19 protein-coding genes are annotated in these 23,637 nt (G+C 44.6%); 17 read left to right on the top strand and 2 right to left on the bottom strand.

From position 1 onward, the window contains the following. The first annotated feature begins 368 nt into the window (after nucleotides 1–368). From ACQRBN_RS01905 to ACQRBN_RS01895, 3 genes are all read left to right on the top strand, one after another. Complete coding sequence (locus ACQRBN_RS01905) at nucleotides 369–740, top strand: hypothetical protein (protein ID WP_427737232.1); 372 nt, start codon at nucleotides 369–371, stop codon at nucleotides 738–740. An 81-nt stretch (nucleotides 741–821) separates the two neighbouring features. Then, on the top strand, nucleotides 822–1,316 hold the full coding sequence (locus tag ACQRBN_RS01900; RefSeq protein WP_427737231.1) for a hypothetical protein: 495 nt from the start codon (nucleotides 822–824) through the stop codon (nucleotides 1,314–1,316). A gap of 28 nt (nucleotides 1,317–1,344) precedes the next feature. Beyond that, nucleotides 1,345–3,042: a carbon starvation CstA family protein gene (locus ACQRBN_RS01895; protein ID WP_427737230.1), complete on the top strand. Its 1,698-nt coding sequence runs from the start codon at nucleotides 1,345–1,347 to the stop codon at nucleotides 3,040–3,042. 91 nt (nucleotides 3,043–3,133) lie between these two features. Here ACQRBN_RS01895 and ACQRBN_RS01890 read toward each other — a convergent pair whose 3' ends face one another. Continuing rightward, on the bottom strand, nucleotides 3,134–3,904 hold the full coding sequence (locus tag ACQRBN_RS01890) for an HAD family hydrolase (protein WP_427737229.1): 771 nt from the start codon (nucleotides 3,902–3,904) through the stop codon (nucleotides 3,134–3,136). A 116-nt stretch (nucleotides 3,905–4,020) separates the two neighbouring features. Between ACQRBN_RS01890 and rpiB the strand changes: the two genes are divergently transcribed. The 4 genes from rpiB (at nucleotide 4,021) to ACQRBN_RS01870 (ending at nucleotide 8,148) form a co-directional block, all read left to right on the top strand. Further along, the gene (gene rpiB / locus ACQRBN_RS01885) at nucleotides 4,021–4,461 is read left to right on the top strand and encodes a ribose 5-phosphate isomerase B (protein ID WP_427737228.1); all 441 of its coding nucleotides are present in this window, start codon (nucleotides 4,021–4,023) and stop codon (nucleotides 4,459–4,461) included. A gap of 2 nt (nucleotides 4,462–4,463) precedes the next feature. Then, nucleotides 4,464–5,108, top strand: a complete 645-nt coding sequence (locus ACQRBN_RS01880) for an HAD family hydrolase (RefSeq protein WP_427737227.1) — start codon at nucleotides 4,464–4,466, stop codon at nucleotides 5,106–5,108. 71 nt (nucleotides 5,109–5,179) lie between these two features. Continuing rightward, nucleotides 5,180–6,346, top strand: coding sequence for an ROK family protein (locus ACQRBN_RS01875; protein ID WP_427737226.1), 1,167 nt, complete (start codon nucleotides 5,180–5,182; stop codon nucleotides 6,344–6,346). 269 nt (nucleotides 6,347–6,615) lie between these two features. After that, the gene (locus ACQRBN_RS01870) at nucleotides 6,616–8,148 is read left to right on the top strand and encodes an FGGY-family carbohydrate kinase (RefSeq protein WP_427737225.1); all 1,533 of its coding nucleotides are present in this window, start codon (nucleotides 6,616–6,618) and stop codon (nucleotides 8,146–8,148) included. Between the two features lie 553 nt (nucleotides 8,149–8,701). On the opposite strand, the gene ACQRBN_RS01865 is transcribed toward ACQRBN_RS01870, so the two are convergent. Continuing rightward, entirely contained in the window at nucleotides 8,702–12,064 is a 3,363-nt protein-coding gene (locus tag ACQRBN_RS01865; protein WP_427737224.1) for a DUF5107 domain-containing protein, read from the bottom strand. A gap of 128 nt (nucleotides 12,065–12,192) precedes the next feature. Here ACQRBN_RS01865 and ACQRBN_RS01860 point away from each other — a divergent pair, with 128 nt between their 5' ends. The 10 genes from ACQRBN_RS01860 to ACQRBN_RS01815 all read left to right on the top strand — a co-directional run bounded on the left by ACQRBN_RS01860 (nucleotide 12,193) and on the right by ACQRBN_RS01815 (nucleotide 23,613). Next, nucleotides 12,193–13,092 carry an AraC family transcriptional regulator gene (locus ACQRBN_RS01860; protein WP_427737223.1) on the top strand — a complete coding sequence of 300 codons (900 nt, stop codon included), beginning with the start codon at nucleotides 12,193–12,195 and terminating at the stop codon, nucleotides 13,090–13,092. Nucleotides 13,093–13,185: 93 nt separating this feature from the next. Then, nucleotides 13,186–14,250, top strand: coding sequence for a zinc-dependent alcohol dehydrogenase family protein (locus tag ACQRBN_RS01855; RefSeq protein WP_427737221.1), 1,065 nt, complete (start codon nucleotides 13,186–13,188; stop codon nucleotides 14,248–14,250). Nucleotides 14,251–14,299: 49 nt separating this feature from the next. Continuing rightward, nucleotides 14,300–15,391, top strand: coding sequence for a M24 family metallopeptidase (locus ACQRBN_RS01850; protein WP_427737220.1), 1,092 nt, complete (start codon nucleotides 14,300–14,302; stop codon nucleotides 15,389–15,391). Nucleotides 15,392–15,639: 248 nt separating this feature from the next. Then, a complete protein-coding gene (locus ACQRBN_RS01845; protein WP_427737219.1) occupies nucleotides 15,640–16,824 on the top strand; it encodes an ROK family protein in 1,185 nt (394 codons plus the stop codon). Nucleotides 16,825–16,892: 68 nt separating this feature from the next. Next, complete coding sequence (locus ACQRBN_RS01840; protein WP_427737218.1) at nucleotides 16,893–17,942, top strand: NAD(P)-dependent alcohol dehydrogenase; 1,050 nt, start codon at nucleotides 16,893–16,895, stop codon at nucleotides 17,940–17,942. 172 nt (nucleotides 17,943–18,114) lie between these two features. Further along, a complete protein-coding gene (locus ACQRBN_RS01835; RefSeq protein ID WP_427737217.1) occupies nucleotides 18,115–18,891 on the top strand; it encodes an SDR family oxidoreductase in 777 nt (258 codons plus the stop codon). Between the two features lie 101 nt (nucleotides 18,892–18,992). Then, nucleotides 18,993–20,015 carry a sugar ABC transporter substrate-binding protein gene (locus ACQRBN_RS01830; RefSeq protein ID WP_427737216.1) on the top strand — a complete coding sequence of 341 codons (1,023 nt, stop codon included), beginning with the start codon at nucleotides 18,993–18,995 and terminating at the stop codon, nucleotides 20,013–20,015. Between the two features lie 83 nt (nucleotides 20,016–20,098). Continuing rightward, nucleotides 20,099–21,607 carry a sugar ABC transporter ATP-binding protein gene (locus ACQRBN_RS01825; protein ID WP_427737215.1) on the top strand — a complete coding sequence of 503 codons (1,509 nt, stop codon included), beginning with the start codon at nucleotides 20,099–20,101 and terminating at the stop codon, nucleotides 21,605–21,607. A 7-nt stretch (nucleotides 21,608–21,614) separates the two neighbouring features. Beyond that, nucleotides 21,615–22,568, top strand: coding sequence for an ABC transporter permease (locus ACQRBN_RS01820; RefSeq protein WP_427737214.1), 954 nt, complete (start codon nucleotides 21,615–21,617; stop codon nucleotides 22,566–22,568). Between the two features lie 178 nt (nucleotides 22,569–22,746). Beyond that, a complete protein-coding gene (locus ACQRBN_RS01815; protein WP_427737213.1) occupies nucleotides 22,747–23,613 on the top strand; it encodes a glycyl-radical enzyme activating protein in 867 nt (288 codons plus the stop codon). The last annotated feature ends 24 nt before the right edge of the window (nucleotides 23,614–23,637 follow it).

The following is a 23,637-nucleotide window of genomic DNA, read 5'->3' as shown; positions in this document are numbered from 1 at the left end:
GGCTTATGGCTGAACTGTTACAATAAATTTTAGAGTGCGCTCTAAAACTCTTGCGTTTTGTCGAGAAAAGTGGTAATATGTAAAAGATTTGAGAGATGATTTAGCGCGTTAATGTGCTGATTACAAATAAAATCCAATAAATGAAATACAACAGGCGACTATCTATCGAAAAACTGCTTGATTCATTTCAACACAGCTAGGATATAGAACGAACCTGCGATATCAATGGGGATATCTGTGTAGTACATATTGCTTTGCGCGCAATTGGTGCGAAGTGTATCTCCATTTGTAAGGCAGAACTCTAGCGAGCGGAATGTTTTCAAGAAGTTTTTTTATTTTGTAGAATTAGTCTGATGGAGGAGTGACTGATGAAATTCTATCCATTAACGGCACCGGCGCAGGATGCGGATGTGGTGTCTACCGAATATAGGTCTGCGCGGGAAATAGGGGTTATAAGATTAGGTGACAGGCATCTGTATTTCCGTAAGAGCAGAAAAGTGTATTACATACCGTATCAGGATATCCGCCGGTGTTTCCGCCGGGTGATGGCAGTGCCAATGCAGTTATGCTGCGGCAAGGGGAATCTGGAAGTGGAGAATCTTGTGATCTGGTGTGCAGAAGGAGAACTTGCTCAGATTCAACTGCCGGGAACACGGGCAGCAAAGATTCTGATGGAGGAATTGAAAGAAAGAATTCCGGATGCAAGTTTCACCTGTCCGGACCGTCAGCCGGAAGAGTGAGGAACATGGACTCATGTAAATGAACTGCCTGAGACAGATTAGGATGGAGTAGGTAAAGTGTGAAGATATGGGAGGGAGAATATGGAGGAGATGAACACCCTTAAGAAGGTGCTGAGATCTTACGAGGCTTATTACAATGTGAACCGTGATACTGCAAAGCTTCCATTCGTGGCTGAAGCAGTGTTTCGTTCTCATGATGAGCAGTTTTTCCTGATGAGAAGTGTGAAATTAGGAGAGGCTGAGTCAAACGAATATGTATTTTTTGCAACATCGGATCATCTGGATGTTGGAGAACTGCGAGAATTTGATGAGGCAGCATGGAGTGAAGGTCTTGCTCGTGTGAAACCTCATTCGAATCATAGAAATACCGACATTACGCTGGTGATATTGGGAAATACAGTCACAGCAGAGGCATTTGCATTAGTACCCCAATTACAGCATTATAAGAGTTATCGTTTTGGCTTCCAGGGGTGGAGCCACTATCGACTGATTGTTTTGGAGGAATCTTCCGGGCGTATGGCCTATAACCGCCAGGGCCAGAGTCTGAAGAAACTCTTTAGCAATATATTTCAATAAATCATTATAGATAAAGGAGAGGGAAAAAATGACAGCAATACTTATTATTCTTGTAGCGATTGTTTTGCTTGTGCTTGGCTATGTTGTCTATGGTTCCTGGCTTGCAAAACAGTGGGGGATTGACCCAGGGAAAAAGACCCCTGCAGTAGAAATGGAGGATGGCGTTGACTACGTTGCCGCTAAGCCTGCAGTACTGATGGGTCATCATTTTTCATCTATCGCGGGTGCAGGACCGATTAACGGACCAATCCAGGCGGCAGTATTCGGATGGGTTCCTGTATTTTTATGGTGTATCATCGGTGGTATCTTTTTTGGAGGACTTCAGGATTTTGGTTCTCTGTTTGCATCGATCCGACACAAAGGAAAATCTGTTGGTGAGATCATCAGAGATTCCATGGGACGCAGAGCGCAGAAGTTATTTACAATATTCTCACTGCTGGTACTGATTCTGGTAATTGCTTCTTTCGTAAATGTAGTAGCAGGTACTTTCATGAGTGATCCTGGTATTGTAGGTATTACGACGAGTCCTACCGGTAACCAGACGACAGCGATGATTTCGGTACTGTTTATCGTGCTGGCAATTATCTATGGTATCGCAACAAATCGTTTCGGCATTAAGACATTGCCGGCAACGATTGCGGGTATTATTGGTATCGTTCTGATTGTCGTTCTTGGTCTGAACTTTGGTCTGGCTATGGGACGAGTTGGATGGATTGTTTTCATTGGTATATATATCTGTGTGGCATCACTGGTTCCTGTATGGATCTTGCTTCAGCCTCGTGATTATCTGTCCAGTTTCCTATTATATGGCATGATGATTCTGGCTCTGGCTGGTATCCTCTTTTCCGGAGTTGCCGGAACTGCTACATTCAACATCCCGGCATTTACAGGATGGACAACAAGTATCGGTACACTGTTCCCGGCGCTGTTTATCACAGTAGCCTGCGGTGCATGTTCAGGTTTCCACAGTCTGATTTCTACCGGGACTTCTTCAAAACAGCTTGCAAATGAAAAGGATGCAAAACCGATTGCTTATGGTTCTATGCTGATTGAGTCTGCGTTAGGAATCGTAGCACTGATTGCGGTTGGCATGGTATTTGATAAATACACCGGCGGCGAGTTTGGCGGACCTCCGGCAGCATTTGCAGCAGGTATCGCTACCATGTTCTCTGATGAGACGACCGGTACATATCATACAATCTATGCACTGTTAACATTGGCTGTATCCGTATTCGCGCTTACCAGTCTGGATACAGGAACTCGTCTGAGTCGTTTCATGTTCTCAGAATTGTTCTTGAAAGAAGATGAGGCTACATGGAAGGATGCAAAGGGCGTGCGTAAATTTCTTGCACATCCACTTGTTGGAACCGGATCAATGGTTCTGATTGGATGTATCCTCGGCGGATTGAGCCTGAGCCAGATCTGGGGACTGTTCGGAGCAGCAAACCAGCTGCTTGCAGGTATCGCTCTGATGGCAGTTGCTGCATGGCTTGGTAATGCAGGTAAGAACAATAAGATGTTCTTCGTTCCTATGATATTCATGCTGGCTGCAACACTGACCAGTCTGCTGATTACGGTTAAGAATAAGATTGTAATGATCGGTGCAGGTGCTGCTCTGTGGGGTGACTGGTTCCAGTTGGCATTCGCGGCAGCGATGGCTATTCTGGCGATTGTTCTGGTGGTAGAAGGTGTGAATACATTTAAGACACAGGCGGCTAAGAAATAAGGAAAGTTAAAAAAGGGACACGGCAAATTTAATTGGGGACGGGGGAAATTGAAAAAACCCACGTCCCCAATTGGATTTGCCGTGTCCCTTTTTAAAGCAGGTCTCTCAGAACGTCCTCTACCGAATCGGTCACATCTGTAGCATAGTCGGATATCCCCGGCGCGCCATCAGACATTGCGTAACTGGTGCCGGCGAACTGCAGCATCTCCGTATCATTATACTGATCGCCGAAAGCCATACATTCCTCCGGCTTAATCCCAAGATGTGCCGCCAGATCAGCAAGAGCCGTGCCTTTATTGGCATTCGGCGCAATAAAATCAATCCATGCATATCCGGAGGTGACGACCTTAATCTCTTTCGCAAACCGTTCTTGAAAATAAGGCTGAATATCTTCCGTGCCCCGGAAATCGCAGATGGCTATCTTTAGAAATGGTTCTGTTACCTGTGCCAGATCATCTACAACTTTCAGGTCATAGCGCAACACGTTTTGGACGTGTTCGATAAATGCGGAATCTTTAGAATCGGTATAGCATGCGAATTCGCAGGATAGAACGCAATGGCATCCGCCATATTCTTTGACTGCACTGAATATGCGAAGCCCGAGATCGCGATCAATTAATCCTTTGGAGATCACTTTGCCGTCACAGATACACAAAGATCCGTTCTCCGCAATGTAGCAGATATCATCTTTGACGGGGGCAAAGAGAATCCGCAGGTTGTAAAGCCGGCGTCCGCTGGCAGCAGTAAAGAGAATCCCTCGCTTCTTTAATTCGCGGATCATATCGAAAAAGTTAGGATTCAGATCCTGCGTTCCTTCCTTCAACAGAGTTCCATCCAGATCACTTGCAATTAGTTTTATCATCAGTATCCCCTTCTTTAAAATGCTTTTTAGTAATGCTTTTGCACAAGGTGTGTTGCTAATTAAGCACTTAGATATTATAATATAAAAAGAAGATGAATGGAAGAGAGGTTATATAAATGAAAATAGGAATCGGAAATGATCATTCGGCAGTAGATATGAAGAATGAGATCGTGAAATATCTGGAAGAATTGGGATATGAAGTTGTGAATTATGGAACGGATACGCATGAAAGCTGCCATTATCCGATATATGGAGAAAAAGTTGCAAGAGCGGTAGTAGCGAAGGAGGTAGACCTTGGAATCCTGATCTGCGGAACCGGAGTTGGAATCTCCCTGGCAGCGAACAAGGTGAAGGGAATCCGGGCGGCAGTATGTTCCGAACCATGTACGGCAAGATTCACCAGACAGCATAATGATTCGAACATTCTCGCGTTCGGGGCAAGAATCATCGGAATCGAGACGGCGAAAGAGATCGTGAAGGCATGGCTGGATGCTGAGTTCGAAGGCGGACGCCATCAGACAAGAGTAGATATGATTATGGCATTGGAGAACGAATAAGAATGAAGATAGAAGGAATCATATTCGATGTTGACGGAACCTTGTGGGATTCGACAGAGCAGGTTGCGATTTCATGGAATCAGGCAATCAGAGAGAAGTCGCGACTTGACAGAGTTCTGACAGCGGATGACCTTAAGAAGGAATTTGGCAAGCCGTTGGATGAGATTATGGACGATCTGTTCCCGGAACTCAGTGCAGAAGAGAAAGACCAGTTGGCTGATCATCTATATAGATATGAGAATGACTGGGTAGAAAAGGCGCCTTGTATCTTATATGATAAGATGCCAGAGACAATTCGTGAATTAAGCAAAGAATACAGACTGTTCATTGTCAGCAATTGCCAGGCAGGATATATAGAAGCATTTTTGAAAAATACAGGTCTTGAGGCTTATATTACCGATTATACATGTCCTGGCGACACGGGCAGATTAAAGGGCGAGAATATTCGAATCATCATGGAACGCAATGGGATTCATAAGGCAGTATATGTCGGAGACACGCAAGGGGATGCGGATGCATGTAAAGAAGCAGGGATACCGATGATATTTGCGGCATATGGCTTTGGACAGGTTGCAGGGGAATATCCGGTGATCCATTCGTTTGATGAACTGATAGATCTGAATTATGATGCAATATCCGGTGAATAAATGCCAGAATTGTGATAAAATAAAATGATAACCGGAATGACATAAATATCCAGTTGATCGTTAGAATATAGATGGAAGTAAAGAAGACAGGTAAGACAGAGATGAGTACAGAGAAATTAAGTGCCAATGAGATTAAGACAAAAAACAGACAGATGATATACAGTTATATCAGAGAGCGGGGCTCCGTGTCGAAACAAGATATTGTTGTGGATATGCAGTTGAGTTTGCCTACGGTTACCTCGAATCTGGAATTTCTGAAAAAACAGGGATTGATTGACACGTCTCGGAAGATTAAGAACACCGGCGGGCGCAATGCGACTGCATTTACCTATATTGAGAATGCAAGACTAGCGATTGGTGTTGATATTACGGAACGCCATATTAAAGCAGTAGCAGTAAATCTATCGGGGGAAATTGTGAGCCTGGTAAGGCGGCGTATAAAGTTCGATCTGGGAGACGATGCATATCTCAAAGAGATTGGCGAAGTTGTAGAATGCGTAAAAAAGGAATCAGGTGTAAAAGAGGAAAATCTGTTAGGAGTGGGAATCTCTGTTCCGGGACTGATTTCAGATGATGGTGAGTATGTAGCGTATGGTCTTACTTTGGATTTCACAGGATATAAGAAAAAAGAAATAGCCAAATATATACCATACAGGAGTCGGCTGATTCATGATTCTTATGCGGCAGGCTACGGAGAGACCTGGAGTGATCAACGCATACGTAATGCTTTTTATATTAGTTTAAGCAATAGCGTAGGTGGTGCAGTGATTATTGACAATGCAATCTATGAGGGCAATACGCAGAAGGGCGGCGAGATTGGTCATATGACTGTCGTGCGGGATGGAGGCGAGCAATGCTATTGCGGAAAGCGTGGCTGTTTTGATACCGTGTGCAGGGCAGGCAATCTGGATCAGTATACGGATGGTGATCTGGAAGAATTCTTCAACTGCCTGAAAGCGGGAGATGAGAATGCCCGGAGATTATGGGATGCTTATCTGGATGATCTGGCAATGGCGATTCACAATATTAAGATGCTGTTTGATGGGGATATCATACTTGGCGGTTATGTGGGAGCATATATTAAAGACTATATGAAGGATCTGTGCCAGCGCGTAGATGCAAGGGATCCTTTTGAGGATCGATCAGAAGAATTCTTGATTGAATGTCAGTATAAAGTAGAAGCGGCTGCAGCAGGCGCGGCGCTGTACTTTATTGATGAATTTTTTGATCATATTTAGAGACGTGGTCTGAAATCTATGGGACGTTATTAATTATCGGTTGTAAAAGATAATTGATGATGTCCCATTTATAATTATTCGGTATAATTGCTTGGGGTAAACTCTTCGATGGCTGACTTGGAACGAGAAGTGCTATTGTGCAATATCGCTAAAAATGACAGTGATATTTTTCCTAATATGTAAATTGACAGAAAGCAGTTTTAGGTTTATTATTTAAATAAGTTTTATAAAACACGTTTAAATAATAAAAGATGAACAGGAGGAGCACAATGGAATATTTATTGGGGACCGATATCGGTACATCCGGAACAAAAACAGTATTAATGAATACGGAAGGAAAACTGATTGCACAGGATCTGCAGGAATATGATGTCCTGACTCCAAAGCCGCTGTGGGCAGAGCAGTGGCCGGACGTATGGTATGAGGCAACGAAGGATTCTATCCGCAATACGGTTGCTAAGGCAGTAGAGGCAGGAGTTAAGAGCGAAGAGATCAAAGGTATTGCAATCAGCGGTCTGTATGGAGGATCTGGTATTCCGCTTGATGAAGAGATGAAGCCAATCCGCCCATGTATGATCTGGATGGACAGAAGAGCAAAAGAAGAGACGGAATGGGTGCTTGAGAATATTGGAGAAGAGAAACTTTTAGAGATCACTCACAACGGAGCCGATCCTTATTATGGATATACAAAGATTCTTTGGATGAAGAATCACGAGCCAGAGAACTGGGCGAAGACTAAGCTGTTCTTGCCTCCGAATGACTATGTGATCTATAAACTGACCGGAGAAGTTGCAATTGATTATTCTTCCGCAGGAAATATCGGTGGAATCTTCGATATGAACACACGTACATGGTCTGAAGAATTAATGGATGCTATGGGAATCCCATCATCTATGATGCCGCAGCGTATCGTAGAATCTACAGATATCGTAGGCGGAATGACAAAAGAGATCGCAGAAGATCTTGGACTGTGGGAAGGTCTTCCGGTCATCGCAAGTGGTATTGACTGTGGTGCAGCGAATATCGGACTTGGCGTATTCGAGTCTGGCGTATATGCAGCAGCAATCGGTACTTCTATGTGTGCGGCATTGATCTCTGACAAGCCTGTAAAAGGAAAAGGATTGATTATCTGGCCATATCTGTACGATGCTAAGAACCTTTCTTATTATTTTGCAGGTGGCAATACGGCAGGTGCGATTGTAAAATGGTTCCGCAACACATTGTGCCAGTGGGAGATTGAAAATCAGAAGAATGGCGGACCAAGCATGTACGACGTGCTGAACGGACAGGCAGAGCAGATTCCGGCAGGAAGTGAAGGACTTGTGGTACTTCCGTACTTCATGGGCGAGAGAAGCCCGGTATGGGATTCCGATGCAAAAGGAACGATCGTAGGTCTGTCATTGACACATACAAAAGGTCATCTGTACAGAGCGTTCTTAGAAGCGGTTGCTTACTGCCTGCGTGATGCAATGGAAGCGACAGGAGAGGACCTTGGCGAGTATATTCTGATCGCTGGTGGAGTAACGAAGTCCAAAGTATGGAGACAGATCTTCGCTGATGTAACAGGCTACCCGGTTGTATGCCCGATCTATGATGTTGAGGCGAATATGGGTGATGTTATGCTGGCTGGTATCGGAACTGGAATTCTTACATATGAAGAAGTGAAGAAGTGGCAGGTTCTGGATGAGAAGATCATGCCGAATCAGGAGAACCATGAGAAGTATAATGAGTACTTCAGATTGTATAAGAGCATTTATCAGCATTTGAAAGAAGATATGAAGGATCTGACGAAGGTTCGGTAGGATTCTTTTGGGGGATGTTGGTGTGTGGAGGGCGGACGTCGCGAGTGTGAGCCATGGGCGGCTTGGGGGCGGAGCCTTTCGTTGAGAATATGTAACAGCAAAACGAGCGATTATTTCGTAACCGGGCATATTCGCCGTGAGCCCTTGATGGCCTCACGACTCAGATGCCCTCTCAGATTGAATTTGAGATTCAATCTTCGTACGAAATAATCGCTCGTTTTGCTGTAACATATTCTAAAACGAAGGTCAACGCCCCCAAGCCGCCCATGGCTCACACTTGCGCCTGGCGCTTCCAATGGACCAGCCGCATCCCCTGTGGGGAATCCGGCGGGATGCGCTGGAACGGTGCTGGCGATATAGCAGTGTGGATAGGGGAATTTAGAATATGAGAATATGTTATTTGGCTAATGGGGTTTCGCGTGCATTCTAACTGGAATCCCTGCCGGTAGATGGCGCAGAAGACGGGAAGGGGGATTGATTCCGGAGGTTAAGCGAAGCCTCGGAGGAATCAATCCCCCTTCCCGGCTTCGGTCACCAACTATAAAATTCCTTCTTATTTCGTTATCCTTGCTAGCATCAACTTATGCTGAATTGCCCCTTGATAATTCTTCTGCATTTCAAGTATCTCGTCCAGTCTCTTGGACGCGCTCTCATAATTCTTAAGTCCGATTTCGCTCAACGCAATCAGATATTTGCAATAGATCATGTTCCGTTCCTGGATGTTGCTTGGGAAGACTTCCAGTTCCGGCAGGGATACGGCGAAGTAATCGTAGGTTACTTTGTCGAAGAGGTGTTTTTCGCCGAATGCTTTCAACTGGTGATATGCTTTCATTGCTTTATCTGTCCGTCCCAAGGCTTCGTTTGCCAGACCCTGATATAGGATGGTGTCGGATGGCTGGTCGTTATAATACAGAACTACGGATGGCTCTTCCAGACCGGTGGATGCTTTTTCAAAATAAGCGACGGCTTTAGTCTCGTCACCTAATTCCCGGTAGCACTGTCCGATATAGTACTCGGCAATGTTATCCTGCACATTCGGGAGTTTGCCCTCGCCAAGATTATCTGGATATGTTAGGGTCTGAGTGAGGAGTTCAATTGCAGTATTATAGTTGTGCTGTTCCATCTTAAGGAGCGCTTTTTCTGTCAAAGCATATCTGTACTGGCCGCTTACCTTGCCTTCGCCGCCCTCCCAGGGGTGGAAGATATGGCTTCTTAAGCAGGCGAGTGCTTCGTCATACTGTCCGGTTTCGTTTAATAATGTAATATATTCCAGGTAGAGGACGTCGCGGGATTTGACAAGTTCTGGATATTGCTCCAGAGTTTCCAGCCGTTCTTCTACGGAAATATGATTCTTAGCGGCAAGCTGATCGTATTCCAGTAAAAATCTTGGATATGCAGGATCAAGCGTAAGTGCCTGCTTCATGAATTCCAATGCCTTCTTGGAGTCGTTACGTTTGTTATAGTAAGCAATCGCAAGATTGCGGTAGGACATGGCATACTGGTCATTCTCTTGGATGGAGAGCGTCCAATGTTCGATTGCTGCCTCATATTGCTTCTTATCATAGAGCAGGTCGCCAAGATAGTGATGAGCGAACGGTGCTGTTTTCATCTGTGCAATCGCAGTGTTCAGTATCACAACTTCTTCGATTCTGTTCGGGAAGCAATAATCCGGGTTCGCCGCTTCGGCTTTGGCAAAGGCTTCTTCTGCCGCCTCGATATTCTGCAGTTTGGTATGTACATATCCCTCATAATAGAAGGTCATAGGATTCGCATCCGTAGCAGAGGTAAGGATGTTCAGCGCATCCTGATAGAAGCCAGCCTTGATATAATCAAGGGAAAGCGTCAGATAATTGTGCGCCGGTGTCCGCATAGCCGCCTTCCATTCTTCGAACTGTCCAAGCATCCGGAGGGAGTTGCCAGTGGCAGATTCCGCAAATAGTGTGCCCTTGGATAATGTGTGATCTGCGGTTGCTGTAAGCAGGCAATTCTCGTAGATGCATCCCATAGACAGAGGATCAATTGCAAGGCTTTCTTTCAGAAGAGCCGAACTGTCCTTCCCTAATGTACGCAGAATGGCTGCTTTCAATGTTCTTGCTTTCATATTATGCCAGTTGCGGATCATAGACTGGTCGATGAATGCAAGCGCTTCCTCGTACGCATGTTTCTTGCAGCTAAGAGCAGCAAGCCAGTAGAATCCGGCACTCTGAGTCTCGTGACTCCAGGTGGATTTGTAAAATGCATCAAAAGCCTCATCCTCCCGACCAAGATAATAAAGTGCAAGCCCTAAGTTAAAGTAACATTCTCCGTAATATGGATTCGGATTCTTCCAGGTCTGTTTCTCGATTGCCCGTTCAAAATGAATCCGTGCCGTTTCAAAATTGCCTCGTTTTAACTGCAGAAGTCCGTAGCCATTGTTAAGGCGGATATCAGAAGGGTCTCTGCGTAATCCTTCCTCATAGTAGTCTGCCGGTTCATAGGTTGCATGGCGGTACTGCTCCAGATGCTGTGCGCCAAGGAAGAGTTCTTCGGTAGATTTTAATTCGGAAGGAGCCCCTAATGGTTTTGCCGGATCTGGAGTTGGCTCTAATTCTTGCTCTTTGGCAGTGTATGACACTAAGGTGCGCCCCTCTGCGGTAGTAACCGTTACGGTGCATCCACTCTCGTCTTGCAAAGTGGTAGCAAATGAAGCCTCAAAATGCTCCTTTGGAGAGGTATCGATTACAGTTTCATATAATGTGCCATCCGGACCGGTAACGGCAAGACGTAGTCCCTGGTAATTGCCGGAGGTATACAGAAGGATAGAGCCGCTGCCGTCTGCGATCTCAAGATTCACCATAGCATCCTTGGTGGCGTTCTTCACCCGTCCGACTCCTTTGTACGGCATAAAATATTGGGTAAATGTCTTCTCTTCATAAGGTTTCAGCCATGTGAAATCTGGCTGGTTATCTGCGAATACCCCCGTCATCAGTTCGATGTAAGGTCCATCTGTCTCGGTAAGGTTGCGGTCCCATGCACGACCAAAGTCTGCGTTACCCCAGGTCCACTGCTTCTTGCCAGGGGAGATGTGATGATCTGCCACATGCAGAAGACCTGCCTGTCTGCCTTCGTCATAATTGCCGATAAAATCATAGTCAGAATGAGCGGCCATGTATGAGGTCGGTACTTTGATGTTCTTATACATGGAAATATCGATTCCGGCAGAATAGTCATACTTGTAGTATTCTCCGGTGGCAATCGGGAAAGTGGATACTGCCCGTTTGCCGTGATCCATAACCGCATGAACATCCGGCGGAAATACGGAGTAAGTCTGGTCGTTCACCGGAACAGCCGGGTTCGCCCACCATAGGAAGGTCTGCGGTGTATCGGTATTGTTGAATAACTGTCCTTTGATCTCGATGTAGGCTTTGTCGGGATAGAGAGTGAATGCAGCCATTCCCTTGGTTCCATACATCTTATCAATCTCGCTGACGTACACCGTCGCGGAACCATCCTCGTTCTCTTGATAAGAACAATCTACCGGAGAATAGGTGCTTGGACGGTGGTGCTGCGGCCAGTTGAACTCGATTCCGCCCGAGATCCATGGACCGGTTAATCCCACCAGTGCCGGTTTGATCACATGATTATAATAGACAAAGTCATAATCGTTCGTCTTATCGTAAGCTCTCTGGATTCTTCCGCCAAGTTCCGGGAAGATCATGACTTTCAGATAATCATTTTCCAGGAAAATGGCACGATAACTGACATCTTCCTTCTCATCTGAGATCTTCTCGGTTACAGGTAATGGATAGACACGCCCGGTGCTGCCCTGGTAAGCGCGGTTTTCGATGAACAGCGGTCCCTTTTCTGGCGGATATACCTTATAGGTTGGAACGATAACAGATTCTTCCCATACTTTTGTGTTTGTAATTGTTTTCATGATATGTCTCCTTTTTGAATAGTCACGTTGCTTTTTATGAACTTAACTTATCACATCGGGAGATAAAAAAGAATATCATATCTTTAGTAATGATGGACAATATTCCATAGTTTTGCTATGATGAAGCCATGATGAATGAATTAAGAGATCAAGAGAAAAAACAAGATGGATTCAAGGACGAACAGTATATTATTATTCCTACGGAATCATTTGCTAATTATGCAAGGCATCCCCTGGTGCGTTCGCTGTATCTGACGGATATCGGGTTCTTCCCGAAGGCGCGCCACCATTACAGAGAAAGGGAGGAAGGAACAGAAGAATATATTCTGATATATTGTATTGAAGGGGAGGGGTATATTCATGTAGAGAATAAGAAGTACCGGATTCGAAGGAAAGAGGCGTTCTGTATCCCGAGTAATAAGAAACATCGGTATTACGCCAGTGAGACGGACCCGTGGAGTATTTTCTGGGTTCATTTTAAAGGGGAGAATACCGTGCATTTTCCATTGGAAGAGTGTGAAGTGATACAGATTAATTCAAGACATGCGGAGAATCGGATCATTACGCTGTTCGATGTGCTGTTTCGAGTTTTGGAGAGGAACTATACGTTGGGAAATTTTATCTATATCTCCCAGGTTCTCTCCCTGATCCTTGCGGAAATATATTTCCGTGAGAAGGTGGATGAGGTGAGCAAGCAGAATCGGCATATTACGGCAATCGTCAGATATATGTATAAGCATCTGGATGAGAATCTGAAACTTGAGGATCTGTCCAGGGAACTACAATTATCTAAGAGTTATATTAATGCGGTATTCAAAAAATATGCGAACCGGGCACCGATTGATTTCTTCATTAATCTGAAGATGCAGGAGGCGTGCAAACTTCTGAAATCTACGGATATGTATATTGTGGAGATTAGTCAGAGCCTGGGGTATGAGGATCAGTATTATTTTTCGCGGATATTCAAAAAGGTAATAGGGGTGTCGCCGACGGAGTATCGGAATGGAGATTATATCCAAAAGCAGTAAGATAGTCCATCAAATAGGTGGATAATTTATTTTAGTACGGAGGAAAACACGGTAATATGGTCTTAAGATCAGTCGAAACAAGGAGGTAAAATTATGAAGTATGAGATTCCGAAGAAGATGATAGGGATGAAACTGCCGGGCGGCGCGCAGGTTGAGTGTGTGGAGCAGGAAGTACCGGTACCAGGGCCGGGACAGGTGCTGCTTAAGATGAAAGCGGCGAGCCTCTGCGGAAGTGATCTGAAGTATATCTATTATGAGCATACGGATAAGACTGGCGGCGCAAGGTATGATAATGTGATCGCGGGGCATGAGCCAAGCGGACAGGTTGTACAGGTTGGAGAAGGCGTGCTTGATTTCAAAGAGGGAGACCGTGTTGTAGTGTACCATATCCAGGGGTGCGGATACTGTGACGAGTGCAAGAAAGGATTCTTTATTAACTGTCAGCAGCCAGAAAGACGTGCCTATGGATGGCAGAGAGACGGTGCATTGGCAGAGTATATGGCAGCAGATGTATCCGCTTGCATCCATTTGCCGGATTTCCTTACGTATGAGGATGGCGCGATGATTGCGTGCGGATTCGGTACGGCGTATCAGGGACTCTTAAGAGCCAATGTATCAGGCAGAGACCGTGTATTAGTGATGGGGCTTGGCCCTGTGGGACAGGCTGCCCTGATTCTTGCTAAGGCGATGGGTGCAGAGACGATCGGTATGGATATATCGGAGGAACGACTAGAGATGGCGAAAAAGATCGGTGCAGATCAGGTGTTCTTAGGGGATGATGACGCGGTGAAGAATGTGATGGACTATACTGGCGGCAAAGGTGTCGAGGTTGCGGTAGACTGCTCCGGAAGTAGCATTGGTCGTCACAGATGCCTGGAGGTGGCAAGAATGTGGGGGCAGGTTGTGTTCCTTGGCGAGCAGGGCACGGTGACTTTCGAGCCAAGTCCGCTGCTGTTGCATAAGAATCTGACGCTTCATGGTTCCTGGGTTACTTCTGTGGGTAACATGGAGCAGCTTGTGGAGTTCTTAGACCGCAAGAAGATTCATCCAAGCCAGATTATTACGCATCGTTATCCGTTAAAAGAGACAGAGGAAGCATACCGCGTATTTGCAACAGGCAAGACGGGCAAAGTGTGTGTGAACATGGAGATGGAATAGGTCTGCATACGATGTGGCATGAGACAGGAGAATCTGGTGGTGAGATAGTATGGATAATGTGAGCAGATTACAGGCATGGCTGAAAGAGACTCCTTATGAGGGAGTGATTCTTGGCAGAAGAGATAATTTCAAATGGATCACGCAAGAGAATGCGAATGCGGTGGTGACGAATGAAGAGGTTGGCATTGCGTTTCTGATTATCCGAAGAGATGGGACGATCGATCTGGTGGCAGACAGCAGCGATTGCCCGCGGATGGAGCAGGAACAGAACGCTTTGAAGGCAAGAGGCATTCTGGTGCCGTGGTATGAGACGGTGGGGCATTTCTTGGAGGAATATTGCGAGAAGGAGGCCTTGGAAGGGAAGTGTTATGCTTCCGATACCGGGATTGTTGCTACGGATCATGTGCAGAGCGACCTTGTGGATCTTCGGATGTTGTTAAATGCGACTGAAGTGGAGCGGTACCGGCAGATTGGGCAGGAGTGTGCGGCAATTGTAGAAGGAATCGTGAAAGAAGCGCGCCCCGGTCAGACGGAAGAGGAAGTAGCGATCGAACTTAAGAAGCGCTGCATCGAACGTGGAATCAGTCCGGATTGCGTGCTGGTCGGAAGTGATGAGCGAATTCTGAATTACAGGCATCCCGTGCCGACAGATAAAGAGATCAGGCATAGTCTGATGGTGGTCTTAGGCGGTGAAAAATATGGTCTGAATATCAGCATGACCAGAATGGTATATTTCGGAGAGGTCCCGGAAGAGATCCGAAAGCGAATGAAGAAGACGCAGTATGTATTCGCGGCTATGCAGAATCTGATGAAGGATGGGATGGAATATCAGGAATACTGGCGGCAGATTCAGAAGGTATATGAGGAGGTCGGATATCCTGAAGAGTGGAAGATGCATCATCAGGGCGGACCTACGGGCTATGGCTGCAGGGAATTCGTGGTAAATCCATCTACAAGGGGAACTCTGAAGGAAGGACAGGCATACGCATGGAATCCGACGATTCAGGGAACGAAATGTGAGGAGACTACCTATCTGAAGGATGGAAAGGTAGAGATTCTGACCCGGACGAAGGAATGGCCGTGTACGGCGGTTCGGACTCCGTATGGGGAACTGGATGTGGCGGATATCCTTGTGAAGTAACTGAATATGGAATAGAAAAACGGGCTGTTGTTGACTTATGGTAATAGGGAGACGGCAGTCCGTTTGTCGATGGAAGAGATACATACTTTAGAAGCATCGCAGATGCGTTTTGCGAATGGCGCGGGCTGAACTGTTACATATCTGTTACATATCTTGTGAAAAATATATAGAAACATATTGCAATATTAAAATGACCATGCTATAATAACGACAGTTGGAAAAATACTTAAATAAACAGTTTAATAAAGTTGAGCAAAATAAAAACGATGAGACAGGGTACGAATAATTTAGAAGTAAAAAAACTGAATAGAAATCGCGTGTTTCGCTATGTGAATAGTCTGGATGAGACGTGTATGCCGGATATATCAGCAGCGTTAGATATGAGCGGTCCTACTGTTCTTACAATTATTAACGAACTGAAAGAGGCTAAAGTAGTTGAAGAGGTTGGCGAGTTCAAGTCGACCGGAGGAAGGAAGGCGAAAGCGATTGCATCTATAAAGGATGTAAAATATGCAATCGGTCTTGATATTACCAAGAACCATGTGAGTATTGTCTATACAGACCTGACTCAGACAGCAATGAAGCATGAGCGGATACATAAACCTTTCTTTTTTGCAGACCAGTATTTCCGGGAACTGCTAGAACTGATCCGGAATTTTGTGGCGAAGAACCAGATACCGGAAGAGAAGATAGAAGGAATCGGCATATCGGTGCCGGCGATTGTAGACACCGAGAGGCGCATCATAACACGGTCTCACGTATTGGGGGTGGAGAATGTATCGGGAGAAAAGTGGATGGAGTATATGCCGTATCCATGTGAACTTTTGAATGATGCTAATGCGGCGGCCATTGCGGAAAGCATCAGCGGCGACTGGCAGGATAATATGGTATATCTGTCTTTGAGCAATTCCGTGGGAGGCGCGGTTATCTTCGCGGATGCGATGAGCAGCAGAACCGGACTGAAGATTGGTCGCGGGAATGGACTTTTATATCTGGGAGATAACTGGAGAAGCGGCGAGTTCGGCCATATGGTGATTCATCCGGGAGGAAAGACTTGTTATTGTGGCAGAAAGGGCTGCCTGGATGCGTATTGTTCTGCGGTTAAGCTGGCGAATCTGGAAGCTGGCAATCTGGAAGCGTTCTTCCGTAAACTGGAGGATGGCGATGCGAAGTATCAGAGAATCTGGAGGGAGTACTTGAGAGATCTGGCAATTGCGGTGGATAACCTGAGAATGTGTTTTGACTGTGAAGTGGTACTTGGGGGCTATGTGGGGAATTATATAGAACCGTATATACCGCAGTTAAGAGCGATGATTGCAGAGAAGAACCTCTTCAAAGAAGGAGACTACGTCCGGGCGTGCCAGTACAGAAAAGAGGCATCTGCTTTTGGAGCGGCACTGTATCAGATTGAAAAGTATATATCCACAATCTAAATGTGGATCAGTATAGATTATATTCTAACATATATTTATATTATAGTAGAAACAGGAGGAGATTTCTTATGGAAGGAACAATGAAAGTAGCTGTAATGAATGGCATTGGCGAGATGGGATATACAGAGAGACCAATCCCGGTGCTGGAAGATAATGAAGTATTAGTAAAATTAGAGTACGTAGGAATCTGCGGAAGCGATATGCACTACTATGAGATGGGAAGAATCGGTGATTATATTGTAGAGCCGCCATTCGTACTGGGACATGAACCTGGTGGAGTCGTTGTAGAAGTGGGAAAAGATGTTAAGCATCTGAAGGTTGGTGACAGAGTTGCATTAGAGCCTGGAAAAACTTGTGGAAAATGTAAATTCTGCCGTGAAGGCAAGTATAACCTCTGTCCGGATGTTGTATTCTTTGCAACTCCTCCGGTAGATGGCGTGTTCCAGGAATATGTTGCTCATGAAGCAGACCTGTGTTTCAAACTCCCGGAGAATGTGAGCACATTAGAGGGAGCATTGATTGAGCCATTGGCAGTAGGCTTCCATGCAGCGAACCAGGGAGGCGCTCATGCAGGACAGACAGCAGTTGTATTTGGCGCAGGCTGTATCGGACTGGTATCTATGATGGCATTAAAAGCATGTGGCGTATCCAAAGTGTATGTCGTTGATATTATGGAGAAACGTCTGGAAAAAGCATTAGAACTTGGCGCAGATGGCGTGATCAATAGCAAAGAGGTTGATGTTCTTGAGAAAACAAAAGAACTGACAGGTGGAGAAGGATTCGATCTTGCAATTGAGACAGCTGGTACAGAGATTACAACCAATCAGGCAATTCAGGTGGTTCGTAAAGGATCTAACATTGTATTAGTAGGTTATGGTAAGACCGGAATGATGAATATGATGATGAGCCTTGCTCTGGATAAAGAGATTACATTCAAGACCGTCTTCCGTTATCGTCACATCTACCCGATGGCAATCGAAGCAGTTGCTCAGGGCAAAGTGAACCTGAAAGGAATCGCAACACATATCTTTGATTTTGACGATATCCAGACGGCTATGGACAGAAGTGTCAATGAAAAGGCAGAAATCGTTAAGGCGGTTGTAAAGATTGCCAAATAAATAACATTATGCAAATTATATAAAATTCCCGAAAAGATTTTGTTTGAAATTACGTCTTGTGTTCAAAGTGACGAAGGTATATAATTAAAACATCTTTTATGAAACGGTTTTATAAAACGCATAAACAAAAAAAGCGTGAAAAGAGACAGTGAATATCAAGGAGGAAGACAAGATGGGAATTATTGAAAGCATGAGACTGGATGGCAAAGCAATCTACGTAACAGGTGCAGCAAGCGGTATTGGTAAATGTGCAGCAATGGCATTTGCAGAGGCAGGCGCAGATGTAGCAATTGTAGATATTAATATGGAAGGCGCAGAGGCAGTTGCAAAAGAGATTGCAGAGGCTACAGGATCTAAGACAATTGCAATTCAGTGTGATGTTACAAGCCAGGAACAGGTTGAAGCAATGGTTGCAAAGGTTGTTGAGACATACGGCAAACTTGATGCATGCTATAACAATGCAGGAATCGCATTGAACGTTCCGGCAGAAGAGATGACATATGAGCAGTGGCTGAAAGTTATCAATATCAACTTAAACGGTGTATTCTTATGTGCAACAGCAGCAGGACGTGTAATGTTGAAACAGGGATATGGTTCTATTATTAATACAGCTTCCATGTCAGGACACATTGTTAATGTTCCGCAGCCACAGTGTGCATACAACGCATCAAAAGCAGGTGTTATCCTGTTGACCAAGTCTCTCGCTATTGAGTGGGCTAAGAAGGGTGTTCGTGTTAACTGCATCAGCCCAGGATATATCGGAACAGACCTGATTATGAATGCTCCACATCTGAAGCCATTGATCGAACAGTGGAATGCAATGGCTCCAATGGGAAGACTTGGAAAACCGGAAGAGTTACAGTCAATTCTGGTTTACCTGGCAGGAGATACAAGCACATTTACAACAGGATCTGATATCGTTGTAGACGGAGCGTTTACCTGCTTCTAAGGGATAACTTCTTACAATTAAGCAAGTTGTTCTACATATTAAGAGATAGCTAATAGCGAAGCTATAAAAAATATTATACTTTAAACAAGGAGGAAAAAAGTATGAAGAAAAAAGTTTTAGCAGCAATTCTTTGCGTAGCAATGGTTGCATCAATGCTGATTGGATGTTCTGGTGGATCAGACAGTTCATCTGATGACAGCGCAAGTGATGAAGGCGGTTCTGAAGGCGGCGGCAAGAAGATCGGCATCACAATCCAGAATATTGAGAACGCTTACTGGGCAGGTGTTATGAGCAAACTTCAGGAGATCCTGAAATCCGAAGGCTATGAAGCTACGATTGTTGGATGTGAAGAAAACTCTGCAAAACAGATTGAGCAGATTGAAAACTTTATCACATCAGGATGTGATCTTATCATGGTTCACCCGAACGATGCTGATGCTGTTGAAGAAGTATGCGGACGTGCTATGGACGAAGGCATTAAAGTTATGTGCTGGGATAACCCGATGGAGAATACCACAGCTAACTGGGTTCTTGATAACACAGAACTTGGAAAAGAGATCGGTAAGACAGCAGCAGCTTTCATTAACGAGCACTATACAGCAGATAACAAAGCTGAAGTTTGCGTAATTGGTAAGCCAGATACACAGGTTCTGTTAGAGAGACAGAATGGTATCGAAGCTGGTCTTGAAGAATTCTGCGAAGACAATTATGAGATCGTAGCTACAATCGACGGCGTTATTAACAACGAAGTTCAGTCCAAGGCTGAGACCGTTCTTCAGGCTCATCCAGATTGTAAAGTATGGGTTGGTGTAGGCGCAGGCGCTATGATCGGTTCTAACACAGCTCTTCTTGCTAAATACGGCGGAGCTGGCAAGATTCCGGAGGATTGCGGCGTTATCACAACAGATGTTACTTCTGAACAGTTAAACTCTCTTCAGGCAGGCGATGAGGCTGTTAGAGCTATCGTAGGTTTCGAAGGATCTAACACAGATACAGCACAGGCTTGTTTCGAGATGTTCAAGAGAATTCTTGACGGCGAAGACTTCTCAGCAGACAAGAATGTTTACAGACCATTATGCGAGATTAATGACGAGAATATCGAAGAGATCCAGGCAGGAATGTAATAGTTGTTAGAAACACAACTAGTAAATGATGAGATGGAGGTGGCTCATGCCGCCTCCAAATAATATAATCACGGGGGATGAATATGAGCGAAGAATATGTATTGCAATTACAGCATATAAGAAAAGAATACCCGGGTGTTGTTGCGCTGAAAGATGTTACTCTTGAGTTGAAGAAGGGTGAGATTCTGGCATTGATCGGAGAGAATGGTGCTGGTAAATCTACCCTGATCAAATGTTGTTCCGGAGCGGTTATTCCTACTTCCGGCAAGATCATCGTAAATAATAAAGAATTCACGAGTATGACACCTCAGCTTGCAGCGGAGAATGGAATTGCGATTATCTATCAGGAATTTAATAATGTAAAAGAATTATCTGCAGCAGAAAACCTGTTCCTGGGTCGTCCGATCAAGAAGGGAATGATTGTTGATAAAGCGGCCATGGAAAAAGAAGCGGCGAAGGCCTTTGAGAGATTGAACATTAAGATCAATCCAAAGACCTTGATGAAGAACCTTACGGTAGGTTATCAGCAGATGGTTGAGATTGCGAAGGCAATCCAGCAGAATGCAAAGATATTGATTATGGATGAACCTTCTGCTCCTCTTACGAGTGCAGAAGTTGAAAGTATGTTCAAAGTAGTAGAGCAATTACGTGAAGAAGGGATTTCGATTATTTATATCTCTCATAGATTGGAAGAGATATACCGTTTGTCTGACAGAATCCTTGTAATGCGAGATGGCGAATATGTTAAGACATTAATTACCAAAGACAGTCATGTTCAGGAACTGATCAAACTGATGGTTGGACGTGAATTGACAGAGTCTTATCCGCCGAGAGAGGATTGTATCAAAGAAGATGATGTACTCCTGGAATTAAAGAACGTTACTGGTAATGGAGATAAGAATATATCTTTGAAAGTCCGTAGAGGCGAGATCCTTGGACTGGGCGGACTAGTTGGAGCAGGACGTACTGAGCTTGCGCAGGTAATATTTGGCGCAGCGAAAAAAGAGTCAGGACAGATGATTTTTAAAGGAAAAGAAATTAACCCAAAGAGTCCAAGGGAAGCGATAGATTTGGGAATAGCGCTTGTGCCGGAAGACAGAAAACGTCACGGTGCGATGCTTGGCATATCTATTAAGAATAATATTAATATGCCAATCTATGAGAGAAATTCAAAACTGAGTGTCATTGATTCTAAGAAGGAATGGGAGATTGCTGAAAAATATCAGAAGAATATGGCAATTAAGACACCTACTCTGAATCAGCTTGTTAAGAACCTTAGTGGTGGTAACCAGCAGAAGGTAATCTTAGGAAGATGGCTTGCGGCTGATTCCGAACTGATTATCTTTGATGAACCAACGCGTGGTATCGACGTAGGTGCAAAATACGAGATCTATAAATTAATGAACGATTTAGTAGAAAAAGAAGGAAAGGCAGTTCTGATGATTTCTTCCGAGATGGAAGAATTAATGGGTATGTCTGATCGAATTATTGTTCTGGCAGAAGGCAATATGACTGGAGAACTCAGTAAGGAAGAGTTTAGCCAGGAGACGATTATGGCATTCGCATCAGCAGCCAAAGTTGAGGAGGTCTAATATAATTATGAAAGATAATAAAGTTGTAAATCAGATAAAGGATAAGGCAATCTGGGTCGTACTCGTAGTCCTGGTTATTGTCTTCACAATTGCAAACTCAAGATTTATTAGTCCTAGTAACTTGCTTACACTGCTTCGTCAGGTTTCTATGTACGGTATTGCCTCTATTGGTATGACGTTCGTTATCCTGCTTGGTGATATTGACCTTTCCACAGGTACGATTATTTCATTTGTGGATATCATCTGTGCTTACATGATGGTGAATATGGGTATGAACCCGGTTATTGCTGTTATTTTATCATTGGTAGCCTCAACATTGATTGGTGTATTGAATGGCTTTATGGTATCTACGATTGGTATCCCGGCTATTATTGCTACTTATGCAACCCAGACAGCTTTCCTGGGTCTGGCATATATCATCTGTGGTGGTATGCCGATTAGTGGATTCTCAAAAGGATTTGCTGTAATTGGTCAGGGCTATGTAGGCATTGTTCCGGTTCCGGTAATTATTATGGCTATATGTTTTGCAATTGGTTCCTTTATCCTGAACAAAACATATTTTGGTCGTTATTTCTATGCGGTAGGTGGTAACGTAGAAGCTGCAAGACTTTCTGGTATCCGTGTAGAAAGAATCAAGTACCTTGTATTTGCTATCTCAGGCTTCTTTGCAGGACTTGCAGGTATCGTAATGCTGTCCCGTACTGCTTCTGGTAATGCTTCAACCGGTGCCGACGGATTTGAGTTCGAGGTTATCACTTGTGTAGTATTGGGTGGTGTATCCGTTAGTGGCGGTGTTGGTAAGATGTCAGGTGTTGTGGCTGGTACATTTATTATCGGAGCGTTAAAGAACGGCATGGTACTTATGAATATTGATTCTTATACACAGAAGATTGTTCTGGGTGTTGTACTTGCTATTGCGGTTGGATTTGACTGTCTGCAGAATAAAAAACGTGCTAATTAATATTCAATATCATGATATTAATGAGACCTCGGCGGGTTTGCGCTGCCGGGGTCTTTTTTTGTTGTATAGGAAACTTTGTCCTAAAAAAGAAAGAGGTTCATATTGACATTGAATTGGTATTGATATACAATACCAATTAAGAGGAATTGTGTCAGGAATATTTTAAAGGGGATTGTGTATGAAGATATTTCAAAAAGGTTTCAACTATTCCCAGGATGGGGATGGCAACCGTCTGGTCTATCATCTGCAGGGCTGCAATATGCGGTGCCCCTGGTGTGCGAATCCGGAAGGAATGCCGATAGAAGGTGTGATTGTGGCGGATGAAGACTGGATATTAGAATCCATCTGTCCGCATCATGCAATTACCGGGAGCAATGTGAACCGGACAATCTGTGAGAGTTGTGAGAAGATGGAATGTATCACGGAGCATAGCACGAAGGGGATGTATCTGTCGTATGAGGAATTGACGGTAGATGAAGTCGTGGATGAAGTGCTGGCAAATGAGATGATGTTCTATGACGGCGGCGGGGTAACATTTACCGGAGGCGAAGTGACGGTTCAGTTTGAAGAGATTAGAGAAGTCCTGAAACGATTGAAAGCACACGGAATACACACGGCGATTGAGACCAATGGAGCGCACGGGCGATTGGCAGAGTTGTTTCCATATATTGACCAGTTGATTATGGATTGTAAACTGTGTGACTCTAAGAAACATGAAGCGATGACGGGGATTCCGAGCGAGCCTGTGATGAAGAATATCCGGGAAGCGGCTAAGAAGCATCCGAGGCTTCATGTAAGAGTTCCTTTGGTTGGAGGCGTGAATGATAGTGAAGAGGACCGGGAGGCATTTCTTAGGTTTTTTGATGAGATTAAAGGTGAGAATGTGACCTTCGAGGTGCTTGCGTACCACGAATTCGGTAAAAAGAAATGGGCACAATGCGGAAGAGAATATCAGATGACAGAAAAAGCCTATGTGGATGATACAGTCCTAAAGTGTTTCCGTAAGGCGATTGCAGACATAGGCGCCTGTTATCGAAGGACATAGGCAAGAGGATAGGCATTGGTAAGA

The organism is Bariatricus sp. SGI.154 (assembly GCF_050313795.1).
Classification (GTDB): domain Bacteria; phylum Bacillota; class Clostridia; order Lachnospirales; family Lachnospiraceae; genus CAMBRQ01.
Note: the sequence above shows the minus strand (reverse complement) of the source record. Positions and strands in the feature narration are given on the sequence as shown.